Annotated in this window: 14 protein-coding genes; all 14 read right to left on the bottom strand. The window is 35.8% G+C overall.

What is annotated here, in order from left to right; all coding sequences use genetic code 11:
* Positions 1-4 precede the first annotated feature (4 nt).
* A complete protein-coding gene (locus BCR23_RS13275; RefSeq protein WP_069635973.1) occupies positions 5-1,891 on the bottom strand; it encodes an ABC-F family ATP-binding cassette domain-containing protein in 1,887 nt (628 codons plus the stop codon).
* 65 nt (positions 1,892-1,956) lie between these two features.
* Positions 1,957-4,011, bottom strand: coding sequence for a cation:proton antiporter (locus tag BCR23_RS13270; RefSeq protein WP_069635972.1), 2,055 nt, complete (start codon positions 4,009-4,011; stop codon positions 1,957-1,959).
* A 20-nt stretch (positions 4,012-4,031) separates the two neighbouring features.
* Positions 4,032-4,310 carry a hypothetical protein gene (locus BCR23_RS13265; protein WP_069635971.1) on the bottom strand — a complete coding sequence of 93 codons (279 nt, stop codon included), beginning with the start codon at positions 4,308-4,310 and terminating at the stop codon, positions 4,032-4,034.
* Between the two features lie 161 nt (positions 4,311-4,471).
* Positions 4,472-4,963, bottom strand: coding sequence for a hypothetical protein (locus BCR23_RS13260; RefSeq protein ID WP_069635970.1), 492 nt, complete (start codon positions 4,961-4,963; stop codon positions 4,472-4,474).
* A gap of 45 nt (positions 4,964-5,008) precedes the next feature.
* Positions 5,009-5,200, bottom strand: a complete 192-nt coding sequence (locus BCR23_RS13255; protein WP_069635969.1) for a hypothetical protein — start codon at positions 5,198-5,200, stop codon at positions 5,009-5,011.
* 232 nt (positions 5,201-5,432) lie between these two features.
* Positions 5,433-6,281, bottom strand: coding sequence for a DegV family protein (locus BCR23_RS13250; RefSeq protein WP_069635968.1), 849 nt, complete (start codon positions 6,279-6,281; stop codon positions 5,433-5,435).
* Positions 6,282-6,356: 75 nt separating this feature from the next.
* Entirely contained in the window at positions 6,357-7,502 is a 1,146-nt protein-coding gene (locus tag BCR23_RS13245) for an LCP family protein (protein WP_069635967.1), read from the bottom strand.
* A 111-nt stretch (positions 7,503-7,613) separates the two neighbouring features.
* Positions 7,614-8,462: a prephenate dehydratase gene (gene pheA / locus BCR23_RS13240; protein ID WP_069635966.1), complete on the bottom strand. Its 849-nt coding sequence runs from the start codon at positions 8,460-8,462 to the stop codon at positions 7,614-7,616.
* Between the two features lie 12 nt (positions 8,463-8,474).
* Positions 8,475-8,975: a shikimate kinase gene (locus tag BCR23_RS13235; protein WP_069635965.1), complete on the bottom strand. Its 501-nt coding sequence runs from the start codon at positions 8,973-8,975 to the stop codon at positions 8,475-8,477.
* Between the two features lie 17 nt (positions 8,976-8,992).
* Positions 8,993-10,273 carry a 3-phosphoshikimate 1-carboxyvinyltransferase gene (gene aroA / locus BCR23_RS13230; protein ID WP_069635964.1) on the bottom strand — a complete coding sequence of 427 codons (1,281 nt, stop codon included), beginning with the start codon at positions 10,271-10,273 and terminating at the stop codon, positions 8,993-8,995.
* 87 nt (positions 10,274-10,360) lie between these two features.
* Positions 10,361-11,458, bottom strand: a complete 1,098-nt coding sequence (locus BCR23_RS13225; RefSeq protein WP_069635963.1) for a prephenate dehydrogenase — start codon at positions 11,456-11,458, stop codon at positions 10,361-10,363.
* A gap of 28 nt (positions 11,459-11,486) precedes the next feature.
* Positions 11,487-12,653: a chorismate synthase gene (gene aroC, locus BCR23_RS13220; protein WP_069635962.1), complete on the bottom strand. Its 1,167-nt coding sequence runs from the start codon at positions 12,651-12,653 to the stop codon at positions 11,487-11,489.
* 11 nt (positions 12,654-12,664) lie between these two features.
* Complete coding sequence (aroB, locus tag BCR23_RS13215) at positions 12,665-13,726, bottom strand: 3-dehydroquinate synthase (protein ID WP_069635961.1); 1,062 nt, start codon at positions 13,724-13,726, stop codon at positions 12,665-12,667.
* Positions 13,727-13,766: 40 nt separating this feature from the next.
* Positions 13,767-14,789 (bottom strand): 3-deoxy-7-phosphoheptulonate synthase, encoded by a 1,023-nt coding sequence (gene aroF, locus BCR23_RS13210; RefSeq protein WP_069635960.1) that lies wholly within the window; start codon positions 14,787-14,789, stop codon positions 13,767-13,769.
* Between the last annotated feature and the right edge of the window lie 6 nt (positions 14,790-14,795).

Raw genomic sequence — 14,795 nt, 5'->3', positions numbered from 1 at the left:
CCTCCTAATTTTCTGCAAATTCACTCAAATATTCCCAACGTTCCATTTTTTCTTCTAATTCTTGTTCAACAGCTGATAACTCAGTTTGAAGTTGTTGTAACTTAGTAAAATCGTCACCTTGGTGATTCATTTCTTCAGTAAGTTTCGCTTCTCGTTCTTCTAGCTTACCAATATCTGCCTCAATGGTTGTCCATTCTTTTTGTTCCATGTACGTCAATTTCGTTTTTTCTTTTTTCTCAACTGATTGGATCGGCTTGTCTTCTACTTTTACAGTTTTCTTTGTTTTCTCTTTGTTGATTAACAAATACTCACTCATTGAACCAAAATAAGTTGTGATTTGACTATCGCCTTGAAAAACGAGTAGTTTGTCCATGGTCTTATCAAGAAAGTATCGATCATGAGAAACAGCAATCACTGCTCCTTTAAATGATTGGATATAATCTTCTAAAATCGTTAAGGTGTCTATATCTAGGTCATTTGTAGGTTCATCCAATAATAACACATTTGGTTGACTGATCAATAGTTTTAACAAATAGAGTCGACGTTTCTCGCCACCAGAAAGTTTGCCAATGATTGTCCCATGCATAAAACGAGGGAAAAGAAATTGTTCCAGCAATTCAGCAACACTTATACTGGTACCATCTGTTCGTTGCACTTGTTCAGCAGCCTCTTGCAAATAAGAAATCATTCGCTGGCTTGGATCCATCGCTTCGTTTTGTTGCGTATAATAAGCTAAACGAACCGTTTCTCCAATTGAATAGACACCACTATCCAATGTCAAACGCCCAGCCAATATATTCAACAGTGTAGATTTTCCTGCACCATTTTTACCAGTAATTCCTATCCGATCCTTTGCTTGAATCAGAATATCAAAATCTTTTAGAATGGTTTTATGTTCAATACTATAGCTTCCATTCTTAATTTCTAATACTTTTTTACCTAGTCTTTGGGTCGCTATATCTATCTCTAATTGATTTTTTTGGTTCACTTGATGAAGGTTTTCTTTAAGATCATGGAAACGGTCTTGCCTTGCTTGCTGTTTTGTTCCTCTTGCCTGTACACCAGCACGCATCCATTCCAATTCTTGTTTATATAATTGTTTTCTTTTGTCTTCTTGCTCAAGTTCTACACGTTCACGTTCTGATTTTGCTAGGATATATGCTTCATAATTACCTTTGTACTCATATAGTTTACCAAAAGATAGTTCAAAAATCCGATTTGCCACACGATCTAAAAAATAGCGATCATGGGTAACCATCAAAATTGCTCCACGATATCCGTTTAAATAACTTTCTAACCAATTGATTGCCTCATAATCTAAATGGTTCGTTGGTTCATCCAACAGTAATAAATCAGGAGATTCAATTAGTACTTGTGCTAGACTGACGCGTTTTTTTTGCCCACCAGATAATTCACCAATTTTTTTATGCAAGGTTTCAATACCTAACTTTTGTAAAATGATTTTAGCATCCGTATCAGCAGTCCAAGCATCTTCTTTATTCATTCGTTCCTCTGCTTGAGCGTATTTTTTTTGAGCCGATTCACTAAGTCCATCCTCAGTCAGCGCTAGTAAAGCTAGTTCATAATTTTTCACAGCTTGAATAATCGGCGTATCACCTTGGAATACTGCCTCCACAACTGTTAATTCAGGATCAAACTCTTGATCTTGCGATAGATAGCCTATTTGGTAATCATTTGGCTGCTGGATCGCATGAATGTCACCGTCACCACTGTCTTTACCAGCAAGAATATTCAATAAGCTAGTTTTTCCTGTTCCATTTGTTCCTATCAATCCAATTCGGTCTTTATCATGGATATGGAAAGAGATATGGTCAAATAACGTTTTCTCTCCATATGTTTTAGTTAACTCACTCACTTTTAATTCTTTCATATGCTCACGCCCTTTTCATCCTGCTTATTGTATCAAAAAAAAGTAAAAAAAAGAAGCGAGTTTTCTTACTCAGCTTCTTTTTTTAATTCTCTTGTCAACTTTCGCAATGGAATAGTGTTAGAAGTATCATTAATTGAGTAAGATTCCAGTAAATTAACATTTTTTCTGTATTCATTTGCTTCTAATGAAGATATTTTTTCTGAAAGTTCATATTGATCAATCATTCTTCGTTCTTCTTGATAACCAATCAATAGTTCCTTTACATAATTTGATTGAGAACGAACGATAAAGGAATCAATAAATGTTCCATCTTCTAGCCTTTGTGCAAATTGTAATCGTCCTTCAATAAAGAATTGAATAATTTCATCATCATAAACACCTTTTAAATTATCCAAACTTTTTAAAATCACTTCTGTATTTTGTAAAAATACTTGTCGAACATTTTCCAGTTCTTCTTTTTGAAATTCTCGTCTGTTCTCTTCGTCTTTTGAAGAGAATAACAACTTAGGATGGACAAAAAATGCAATAATTTGTCGAACAAAAAGCAACCAAAAACCAATAATAGAGAGTAATTGTCTTGCGATAGAACGCTCCATTCTAGAAATTAATCGCTCATATAGGCGATATCCTTCGATGCCAATTTCTTTTTGTCGAAAACTTTCTTCCAACCCATCACGTTCAATCGAAACAATCAGTGCTCGTAATTCTTGAACCTCTTGCCGCTGATCCGATGGTAATTGCTCTGTATACAATTCTTTCACGCGATCTTGATAATTTTCGATCACAACATTCATCTCAACATGCGGATCGTTTTTATTGATCTTTTTTAGCTTTTCAATAACGTCTTGAAGTAAATTAATCCCTTGAACATTAATACTTTCCGCTTCGTCAGATTCAGTTAAAAATGGTAAAACAAGAATTCCGCCAACTAGAGTAACCAAGATTACACATGCTGTAATAAACAACAACAATGATCGCTCAGGAAAATATTGCCCGTTTACTGTTAACGGTAAAATAAAGATCGTTGCTAAACTGACCGTTCCCTTCACTCCAGCAAAAGTCAAAATCAGCATTTCATTCATTGACTTCCCGAGATTTCTTAATCCATTTTTCACACTATAAATCAGAACAAGAGATAAGAAACGTGCGACAAATAATGTAACACTTAAAATCAAAACAACAAGCATTAAGAAACTATTCGAGTAAGTCTCGCTATTCCAAACAGGTGAAAAAACTTGTGACAACTCAATTCCTAAGAATAGAAAGACCAATGCATTCAAGGTAAAAGTAATCGTTCCCCAAGTAATTTCAGAGACACTCGAAAGTTCCGCTTCAAAAAGAGAAACTTTTTTAAAACTAGCCGCTTGCATAACACCTGCTACAACTGCTGCAATAATCCCTGAAACATGGAACACTTCAGCAACCATATAAGCTAAAAACGGTAACAATAGTTCCAGCAGTAAATAACCGGTTACATCTCTGGCTGAAGCTTTTTCTAAGATCATGACTATTTGTCGTTTGATCATTACTAAAATAGCTCCTACGATAGCGCCACCAATACTTGAAACGATTAATGTTATTCCCGCACCCGTTGCCGAAAAACTACCAGTCAATAGAGCAGCTAACGCAAATTGAAACGCCGTAACGCCAGAAGCATCATTGATAAGTGCTTCTCCTTCTAATATATGCATGGCCTTAGGAGGAATCTGGATCTTTCCAGATAAAGAACCTACGGCTACCGCATCTGTAGGTCCAAGTGCTGCTCCTAATGCAAAACAAGCTGCGATCGGTAACGCAGGTATAATAATATGTAATGCCCAACCAACACTCACAAGTGTGATTAAAACACCGATAAAAGCTAAAAATAAAATGACGCTAAAATTTTTCATCGTCGCAGAAATATCATTTCGTTGACCTTCACGAAAAAGCAAAGGTGCGATAATCATTACTAGAAATATTTCTGGTTCAAACGTTATTTCACGACCGATGTCCGTCAATCCAATTAAGATACCAACAATGATTTGAACAATCGGTAACGGTATAATCGGAACAATCCGATTAAACACATTAGAAAATGTAATTGCAAAAACAAATACAATAATTAAATACACAAACCCCATCCTGTATCTCCCTTCATTAATTATTGATCCATCTGTTTACCTAAATATCGTAATAATTTTTCTTTCTTACAGGTTATTTTCTTTTCTATTAGTCCCAGTTCTTTTTCCTTGTCACACAATTCCAACTGAGCACGACGAGCTTCTAAACGTAGTAACTCCGACTTGACTAATTCAATTTTTTTATAGTTTAAAAAGTTTCTTTTCTTTATATGACGTTCCAACTCTGCTTTTTTTTCTGGAGGCAACTCTTTATATTTTTCACGTAGCTCAGCAATTCGTTGCTCTATCTCTTTATTCACAACATTACTTCCTTTCAGAAATTCTCTGACACATTATAGCAAACAGTTGAAGAAATACCTACTAAATTTTACTATTCTTTAGAAAAAACTTTTCAAACTTAATTTTGAAATCTTAAACGCCAAAAAAAGGGTAACAAAATGCTCTTTTAGACTGATTTTATTTATTTACTTTCATTGTCTTCCTCCACCAAAATACTAATTTCCGCTTCTTCGTTCAGTCGCTCAGAAAGAAAAGATAACAGATCTTCTATTGGCATAGAAAATTTCAACATTGGACCTCTGCGTCCATTTTTAAAATAATTCAATCGTATTTCTTTTTGTTTAAGTAATAATGCCATTTTTTCTATATCATGATACATAACACCATTCTTATCAAACGGTCCTAAAATAAGTCGATCATCCGACAAACCTTTTGTATCCAATAAAAAACTTAGTATAAGTAAAACTGAAAGAAAACCTCGAATTCTTTGATCCGTTGTTTGTTCAGAAAACAGGGTAGTAACTAAGACGATTGAGCTGAATCCAAAAACTAATACATAAAAAAAACGTCTTTTTATACTTCTAATCAAGATACTTTTTCTTACTAAATTTAGATAAATATAAATAAGTACAACAAAAATAGCGAGTAGTACTGTAAAAAAATCTATGCTCAAAATATTCTCCTTTTGTAAATGATTCTATCTATCTTTAATTGATAGTTATTCTTTTTTATTTAGCTCAGTTAATTGTTGGTTGATTTTCTTTATTTTGTCTTTGCAAGCTAGTATGTCTCGTATCATCTGATCACGTTTATCTCCAAGCGGCAAACGATTGACTACTTGGTAATACGCAGCGAGTAGTTGAACTTGCTTCATTTTTTCTTTTTGTAAACGTCCTTCAGTTAGATTCATCCACTCGCCCTCCTTTTCTTTAAGTATACCCTACTTTTAAAGGAAAATGACTATTGAATCGTTATTTTTTATCGATTTTCAACAAAAAATAAGATTTGCTTTTCATTGTAACATACTATTTATTTTCTAGTGAGAATACGAACTTATTAGATTATCCCTCGTATTACACCTCAAAGAACAAAACAGAGGATGAAACAAAACTAAAAAAGTTTTGCTTCATCCTCTTCTTGGTTTATTGGGCACAAATACAAAGGGCAATTGCTTTTTCGCCTAAGTGAGTTCCAATAACAGGATTAAAATGACCAATTTCAATAATTGCATTAGGATATTTTTTTTCAAGCTTTGCTTTCTCTTGTTCGGCTACAGCTAAATTATTTGCATGAATAACGTAAAGTTTAACTGGTCGACCAATTTCTTTGTCTCGTTTGCCTATTATCTCTTCGGCACGAGCAAAAGCTTTTTTAGTTGAACGAATTTTTTCGAATAAAACAATTTTTCCATCTTCGAAAGTTAAAATCGGTTTAATCTTCAATAATCCAGCAACTAATGCTGCACCATTTGTCAATCGTCCACCACGGACTAGATTGTTTAAATCTTCAACAATCAGGTAAGCATAAGTGTTGTCTCTGATAATATCTAATTTAGCGAAAATATCTTCTAAACTAGCATCTTCTTTAACTAAATCTAATGCCGATTCTACCATATGTCCCATGGGTACACTCGTAATTTTAGAATCGTACGGATAAAGTGTAACACCTTTTATTGAATCAGTTAATGAAAATAAGGTATTAACAAATCCAGAAATACCGGATGAAAGATGAATACTAATAATCGTGTCATATCCTTTGGAAGCAATTTCTTCGTATAATTCAATAACTTCTCCTAATGCAGGTTGAGAAGTTGTTGGAAACTCATTGCTATGATTCAACAAGCTGTAATATTCATCAGCTTCGATATCGATTCCTTCGTTATATATCTTACCATCTAAAATAACTGGGATGGGAATAACAAATAGATTAGGCGAATTTTTGATTCGCTCAGGTAAATAAGCTGTACTATCTGTCACAATAGCAATTTTCATTTTGTAACCTCGTTTCACTAATTTTACACGGCATTATAAATATAGCATAAATCAATGTATATTTAAATACAATACTTATTGTCCTAGAAAGCTTTGAACTGCTGATCGATTCATATCTAGATCAATTTGAAGTACGCTACCCGCATAGTAAACATCCTCATTACTCCAAGAGCCGTCAATGGGAACAGTTAAGCGTTCCACACCGCCACCGCCTTTTAACATCAATGATGGACCATTTTTCAGCATAAATGATGTAGGAATATCTGTTGATATATATCCAACCAAACGTCCTAAAGATTCAGGTGTACGAATCAAGGCAAAGGGATTTTTTAACTGTCCAATAACAGCGTTCATAACTTGCTGTTGACGACGAACACGCCCGAAGTCACCTTCTTCATCTTTTCTAAAACGTGCATATTGCAAAAGCTTATGCCCATCCATTTTTTGGTTTCCTTTGGTAATATCAACACCATCTAAATTCAAATCTTTTTCAGCATCGATTTTAACACCACCAGGAAACATAGAATCAATAATTTTTTCGAATGATTGAAAATCAACTTTTGCGTAATATTTGGTTTGAATATTGAAATTTTCTGCTAATGTTTGGCGAACTAGCTCTGCTCCGCCCAATGCGTAAGCTGTATTAATCTTATTAGCATCATAACCCGGGATATCAACAAAGGTGTCTCGCATAAATGAAATAAGTTTAGGCTTTTTGGATGGTCCGTCTAATTGCAATACCATAATCGTATCCGCTCGACCAGAATCTTCCCCTCTTGTATCACTGCCTAAAATCAAAATGTTATTCGCACCATTTTCGCTTTTCACACCATTAAAAGTCTGAACTGATTCTTTAGGTAAAGAATTATCATTTTCAGCATAAGATTTTCCTTTAAAAAAGAATCCAACAGCTAAAACAATCAGTAAAATTAAAAATAAAGCAATTCTTTTAGGCCAGCTGAACCGTCTTTTTTTCCTAGGCTTTTTCGGCTTCTTCTCTTTTTTTGAGAAACTTTTATTTTTTTCATTAGGTTCAGCTTGTTCAAATCTTTGACTTTCATTACTGCTCACGGGTTCTTGATATTGATTAGATTGTTCCTGATAATAGCTATTTCTAGGTTCTTCCGAATAATTTTTTTCTTTTCTAGGATTAAATCCATTTTTTTCTTCTACTGGTTTGGCCTTGTCATGTATATGTTTATAACGATCCACACGGCTCATTATGTCCACCTCTCTTCAATTAACAACAGTTATAAGCATACCTTATTTTGCCGAAAATTCCTATTTATATTGTTAAAATTTAAAAAAAAATAAAAAGACCTTTTCAGATCTTTATACTCCGTTTATTGGATAAATAGAATAGTTCCCAAATATTTTTACAGAACCTCCCATTAAACGTATTTCTTCTAATGCGTTATCAATTAATTGTTGTGGCTTTTGAACATTGATATCAATTAAAAAGAAATATTCCCCTAAGGTTGTTTTTAATGGTCTAGATTCGATTTTACTTAAATCGATTTCCCGCCAACTGAAAGCAGATAACGCTTTGTGTAAGGCTCCTGGCATATTATTAGGCATGGTCAACGCAATTGTCAACTTCTTATCTTCTGACGCAATCGGGAGAGCTACTTTCTCAGAACCTAATACCCAAAAACGAGTTTGATTAATCGCTACGTCTTGAATGTTTTTTCCAACAATGGACAATTCGTAAGTCTGTGCAGAAAGTTTTGGTGCAATAGCTGCGATTTTTTGTTCTGGGTGACTGGCGACAAAATTAGCTGCATAAGCGGTTGATGGCGTTCCCTCTAATTCAGCCATCGGAAAATAAGTGCGAATGAATTCCTGCGACTGAGCTAACGCTTGAGGATGAGATAAAATTTTTGTCGTTTCCTGCCATTTATCTTGGTTGTTTTTGGCTACCATCAATTGTTGATAGATCGGCAATACAATTTCAGCTCCAACAGGAATACTTGTTTGATGATACAAATAATCAACAGTTGTATTAACAGACCCTTCGATCGTATTTTCGATTGGTACAACACCTAAATCAACTTCACCAAATTCAACCCCTTTAATACATGCTGGAATCGAATGATAAGAAATTAATTCCTCATTTGGAAAAGCAGTTTTTGTTGCATTATGAGTAAAAGATGCTTCTGGACCTAAAAAACCGACTCTCATTGACTCACCTACTTATATATTCTTTAAAATTTGTTCTACGATTTCTTCTGGTGTTCGATTGTCAGTATCAACAACTAAGCTAGCACTTTCTTCATAAAATGGAATTCTTGGTTCAAAAACTTGTCTGATCTCTTCTGGCGATTTCGAAACAACTAAAGGTCTGACAGTTGTATGATCATGTTTTAACCTAGGAATAAACACTTCTGGTTTTGTTTGTAAATATACAACTGGCGCCATTTGTTTTAACAGTTTACGATTTTCAGGTCTCATAACAATTCCGCCACCTGTCGATACCACTTGGTTATGATTAAGATATCGTTTTAAAACGTTTGTCTCTTTCTCTCTAAAAGCTTCTTCTCCATGTCTATCAAAATATTCCTGAATTGTCATGCCAATTTCTTCAACAATTTTATCATCAAAATCGATATGTTCCATACCCGTTTTTTCTGAAAGCAGCTTCCCAACAGTTGTTTTTCCTGCTCCCATGAAACCAATTAAAATAATTCCCTTCATTCTTGTCCCTCCATTTATCAATACAATTTATTTAGATCATCGAAAAAAGCTGGATAGGAAACAGAAATCGCTTCCGCTTTGTCCAATTTTACTGAGCCCTCTTTAACTAAAAGAGCGGCAATTTGAAGCATCATGCCGATACGGTGATCACCATAGCTTGTAACATGAGCACCATGCAAAGTGGTTCCTCCATGAATAATCATTCCATCGTCTGTGGGTTCGATAGTAGCGCCCATTTTATTCAATTCGTTAGCCACTGCATCAATTCGATTGGTTTCCTTGACTTTTAACTCTTCGGCATCACGAATAATTGTAGTGCCTTTTGCTTGAGTTGCTAATAAAGCAATAATCGGCAATTCATCAATCAATCTAGGAATAATCTCTCCGCCAATTTCAATTCCTGTCAATTCACTAGTTTCAACAGTTAATGTTCCAGCTCTATTTTCTTTATTACCAGTTTCTTGGATTGTCAGTTTTCCACCCATTTGTTTGATAACATCAATAATTCCAGTACGGGTGGGATTTAAGCCAACATTATTCAAAACAATTTCACTGTCAGGAATGATTGAACCTGCTACAAGGAAGAACGCTGCAGAAGAGATATCACCAGGGACAGTGACTTCTTGTCCAATTAACTTTTGCGGCCCCTTGATACGGATTTCTTTTCCTGATACAGCAATTGTACCGCCGAACTGACGAATCATATCCTCTGTATGATCCCGTGTTTTCTCTTTTTCTATAATCACTGATTCTCCTTGAGCTTGTAATGCGGCAAAAAGAATTGCTGATTTGACTTGTGCGCTAGCAACAGGCATCTGATAATTAATAGGCAATAAGCTCTTTGTCCCTGTTACAGTAAGAGGTGGGAATTCTGTTCCATCATGCCCAGAACATACAGCCCCCATTTGATTGATTGGCCCCATTACTCGATTCATCGGACGTTTCGCAATTGAGTGGTCCCCAAATAACTCAGTAGTAAAAGTTGTTCCTGCTAAAATCCCCATAATTAAGCGAATGGTAGTTCCAGAATTACCAACATCAATAGCGTTGATAGACGGCTTCAAGCCAGAAAAACCTGTTCCATGTACCGTAATGATTTGTCCATCATCTTCGATTTTAACGCCTAAATCTTGAAACGCTTTTAATGTACTTAAACAATCATCACCACGTAAAAAGTTTTTTATCGTTGTCTTACCTTTTGCAATAGCACCGAACATGATACTTCTATGAGAAATCGATTTATCACTGGGAATATCAATTCTACCCTTTAAACCAACTTTATTGATTACTAATTCCAAAAAATCCCTCCTAAATTTAAAAGCCTAATGGGCTCGTTCAGTTCTTTTGCCTGAAGAACTGTCCCATAAAACTAGCTATCAGATCTTCTATTTTTCATAACACAAATAATTCGTTTGATTTTCAATGGCTTCCTTAGCTTTTTTCAAATCATCTTCACGTTTAAACGTTAATTGTAAAATACCATAAATGTCTTCTCTAGTTTCAAGAATTTTTAAATTAATCAATGATAACTTCGCTTTTCCAAGTAATCCCGTAATTTCAGCAATAACTCCGGGTACATCTGGAACATCTACAAATAAATCATGGAAAGCTGGTATTGCTCCTTCTTTATGGACTGGCATTTGATTTCTCGTTTCTTTTGCTTCATAGAAAAATTGAAAAATTGCTTCTTTATTTTCATTTTTAATCCAAGATAAAACCTGCTCCATTTCAACTTGCCAGGAAGACATTAATTCTAATAACGCCTCTTTATTGCTCAATAAAATATCCGTCCACATCTGTGGATCAGATGAAGCAATTCTTGTGATATCACGAAATCCACCAGCTGCTAATTGTCTGGAACGAGGATGTTTTTCATTAAACGCTTTGCTTTGATTCACTAAACCAGCTGCAATAATGTGGGGTAAATGACTAAGCATTCCTGTAATTTGATCATGTTCTTCTGCTGTTAGAACAACAAATTTTGCTCTTGTACCACTTAATAACCATTGCAGTTCACTAATTTTTGATTGCTTGTTTATATCAGAAGAAGTTAAAATGTAATAAGCATTTTCAAATAAATCTTCATCTGCTGCCGTGACACCAGACTTATGGGATCCAGCCATTGGGTGCCCACCAATAAATGTTTTTAACCCAGCTTTTTCAGCAGTTTCTATAATTTCTATTTTTGTACTGCCGACATCCGAAACGATTACATCTTCTATTAGTGGCAACTCACCAAGAACTTTTAATTGACCAAGCATGCTTTTTACAGGTGTACATAAGAAAATCACATCTGCTTGTGTTGCCGCCTCTTCTAAAGAATCACCTCTTCGATCAATGATTTTTCGTTTTAAAGCAAATTCTTCAGAAGTTTCCAATTCATCTATTCCAATAATAATTACTGATGGATGCGCTCTTTTTATACATATTGCCAACGAGCTGCCGATCAATCCTAAACCGACAATCAATACCTTTTTTTCCATTTTGCTTCACTCTCCATTTATACTTTTCTTAAAACGTTTGAGTGTACTGGCGATAAGCTTTTACTTCTGCTTTCATTTGCTCAAAGGCATCACTACCAAATTTTTCTAGCATCGCTTGTGCGACTTCGGTTGCCACAACAGCTTCACAAACTACACTAGCCGCAGGAACTGCTGTACTATCAGATCTTTCAACGCTCGCTTTATAAGGTTCTTTTGTATCAATATTTACACTTTGCAGCGGTTTATATAGTGTTGGAATAGGTTTCATTACGCCTCTAACAATGATCGGCATCCCGTTCGTCATACCACCTTCAAAACCGCCTAGGTTGTTTGAAGTTCTTGTGTAACCTGTCGATTCATTCCAGATAATTTCATCCATAACTTCACTACCAGGTTTGTACCCCATTTCAAAACCGATACCGAACTCAACCCCCTTAAATGCATTGATACTCGTCACAGCTTGTGCGATTTTTGCATCTAATTTACGATCCCACTGAACATAACTACCTAATCCAATTGGTACGCCACCTACAATAACTTCTACAACACCGCCTATTGTATCACCGTTTTTCTTTGTTTGATCAATCAAGCTGCGCATTTCATCTTCCACTGCTGGATCCAATACACGAACATCTGAACTTTCTGAACGCTCCTGAATTTCTTTCACTGTTAAGTTCTGTGGAATTATGGCTTTGATTCCGCCTAAAACAGCAACATGGCCAGCAACTTCGATACCCAATTCTTTTAACAACTTTTTAGCAACAGCACCAATAGCCACACGCATGGTTGTTTCCCGTGCTGATGAGCGTTCTAAAACATTTCTAAGATCATCATGCTGATACTTGATACCGCCAACCAGATCTGCATGCCCTGGCCGTGGTTTATTTACACGGCGAATCTTTTTCTCCTTCTCTGAAACTTCTTCAATTGACATTACAGAAGTCCAGTTTTTCCAGTCTTTATTTTCAACAACTAATGTAACAGGCGAGCCTAATGTCTTCCCGTGACGGATACCAGAAGTGATTCTTACTTGGTCTTTTTCAATAAGCATTCTACCGCCACGACCATATCCACCTTGTCTTCTAGCTAATTCCAAGTTAATGTCTTCTGGTGATAATGGCATGCCCGCTGGCAAACCTTCTATAATTGCTGTTAACTCTGGTCCATGTGATTCTCCCGCAGTAATAAAACGCATATAATTTCCCCCTAGTCTAAATAACTCTTCATTTCTTCAATTGGAATACGGACAATTTTTGCCTTACCAATTGATTCTAATAAAATAATATTGATTTCTCCGCCCCGCGCTTTTTTATCATGTGTCAATGCTGTATATAATTGTTCTGGATTCCAACTATCAGATGAAATTGGTAAATGGAATTTTTGGATCATCTTATTCAATTGTTCTGTGGTTCCAATGGGTGTTAAATTTTTTTCTTCTGCGACTTTGGTAATTTGGCTCATGCCAATTGCTACTCCTTCACCGTGGGTCAATTTCCCATAACCAATAGTATTTTCCAACGCATGGCCAATTGTATGACCAAAGTTAAGGAGTAAGCGGACACCATTATCCAGTTCATCTTCTTCAACTACTTTTCGTTTGATTTGACAACAAGCTGCGATGATCTCTGTTGCATGTGCTAATAAATCATCTTCATCTTTCAACATATCCAGCCGTTCCCATAATCTTTCATCTGCAATCGCTGCTGATTTGATGATCTCAGCAATTCCTTCACGAACTCGCCTTAATTCTAACGTATTCAAAGTATTTGGATCAATCAACACACCATCGGGTTGCGCAAATGTCCCCACTAAATTTTTAGCTTTTGTCGTATTAACACCTGTTTTCCCGCCAATACTACTATCTACTTGAGCTAATAATGTTGTTGGAACTTGTAAAAAGTGAACGCCTCGCATATATGTCGAAGCGACAAATCCTGTTAAATCACCAACAACACCGCCGCCTAAAGCGATAATCCCATCACTTCTTGTTAATCCCTTTTCTGCAAGAAAATCATAAATTTCTGCAGCTACAGTCAAACTTTTACTTTGTTCCCCTGCGTCTATCACAAAAAGTGATGGATCAAATCCAGCCTCTGCCAAACTTTTTTTTACTTGCTTGCCATATAACGGTGCAACGTTTGTATCTGATATGATGACAACTTTTTGTGAAGACCATAAATCGTTTACCCATTGACCAATGCTAGCTAAAATCCCATTTTCAATAGTCAAATCATAAGAATGATTTGGTAAATTTACCGTGAGTTTCATTTGATTCAACCCCCATTTTTGACGTTTTTGGTCTAATTTTTTATCCTAAAGCCTTGATTTCTTTCATCGCTTTTTCAATGATGTGTACCTCTTCCATCATACGTAAGTATGTCTTTTCATTAAGCGATTGTGGACCGTCAGACCATGCGTTGATTGGATCAGGATGAATCTCAACAATCAAACCATCCGCTCCTGCTGCTACACCTGCTCGTGCCATTGAAGGAACAAGATCCCAGATTCCCACACCATGACTCGGGTCAACAATAATAGGAAAATGACTTAATTTTTTGATTAATGGAACCGCGCTTAAATCTAGTGTATTCCGGGTAGCTGTTTCGTATGTTCGGATACCTCGTTCAATGAAAATCACATTGAAGTTTCCTTGTGCAGCGATGTATTCCGCTGCGTTTAACCACTCATCAATTGTACCAGAAATACCACGTTTTAAGCCGATTGGTTTACCAGTTTTTCCAACAGCCTGTAATAATTTAAAGTTTTGCATATTTCTAGCACCGATTTGTAAAATATCACTGTATTCGGCAATCATATCAATATGTGCTTCATCCATTACTTCTGTGATCACTTTCATGCCAAACTCATCTGCCGCTTGACGAATGTACTTCAATCCTTCTTCTTCCAAACCTTGAAATGCGTATGGGGATGTTCTTGGTTTAAACGCTCCCCCACGTAAAATTGTTGCACCGCCAGCTTTAGCGATTCTAGCACATTCACGAATTTGATCCAGACCCTCAATTGAACACGGACCTGCCATCATGGTCATACTTCCATCACCTATTTTCACACCATCCACATCGACCACTGTATTCTCTGGATGAAATTCACGACTAGTCAATTTGTATGTTAGTGAAATTCTAACTGCGTTTTCAACACCATCGTAACTATTGAATGCTACATCCTGCATTTTTCTCGTATCACCAACTAAACCAATGATTGTCTGCTCTTTCCCTTCACTTAGATGAACTTCCAGTCCTTCTTTTTTTACTCGCTCGATTACTGTATTAATTTGTGCTTTAGTTGCTTCTGATTTCATAATTACGATCATTTTGTT

The organism is Enterococcus quebecensis, from assembly GCF_001730365.1.
Taxonomy (GTDB): domain Bacteria; phylum Bacillota; class Bacilli; order Lactobacillales; family Enterococcaceae; genus Enterococcus_L; species Enterococcus_L quebecensis.
The sequence above is the reverse complement of the archived record's forward strand: the minus strand, read 5'-3'. Positions and strand labels throughout refer to the sequence as shown.

Excerpts from the sequence above, each read along its gene's own strand:
- BCR23_RS13275 (WP_069635973.1), bottom strand. The coding sequence starts at position 1,891 with ATGAAAGAATTAAAAGTGAGTGAGTTAACTAAAACATATGGAGAGAAA.
- BCR23_RS13270 (WP_069635972.1), bottom strand. The coding sequence starts at position 4,011 with ATGGGGTTTGTGTATTTAATTATTGTATTTGTTTTTGCAATTACATTT.
- BCR23_RS13255 (WP_069635969.1), bottom strand. The coding sequence starts at position 5,200 with ATGAATCTAACTGAAGGACGTTTACAAAAAGAAAAAATGAAGCAAGTT.
- BCR23_RS13250 (WP_069635968.1), bottom strand. The coding sequence starts at position 6,281 with ATGAAAATTGCTATTGTGACAGATAGTACAGCTTATTTACCTGAGCGA.
- BCR23_RS13245 (WP_069635967.1), bottom strand. The coding sequence starts at position 7,502 with ATGAGCCGTGTGGATCGTTATAAACATATACATGACAAGGCCAAACCA.
- pheA (WP_069635966.1), bottom strand. The coding sequence starts at position 8,462 with ATGAGAGTCGGTTTTTTAGGTCCAGAAGCATCTTTTACTCATAATGCA.
- BCR23_RS13235 (WP_069635965.1), bottom strand. The coding sequence starts at position 8,975 with ATGAAGGGAATTATTTTAATTGGTTTCATGGGAGCAGGAAAAACAACT.
- BCR23_RS13225 (WP_069635963.1), bottom strand. The coding sequence starts at position 11,458 with ATGGAAAAAAAGGTATTGATTGTCGGTTTAGGATTGATCGGCAGCTCG.
- aroC (WP_069635962.1), bottom strand. The coding sequence starts at position 12,653 with ATGCGTTTTATTACTGCGGGAGAATCACATGGACCAGAGTTAACAGCA.
- aroB (WP_069635961.1), bottom strand. The coding sequence starts at position 13,726 with ATGAAACTCACGGTAAATTTACCAAATCATTCTTATGATTTGACTATT.
- aroF (WP_069635960.1), bottom strand. The coding sequence starts at position 14,789 with ATGATCGTAATTATGAAATCAGAAGCAACTAAAGCACAAATTAATACA.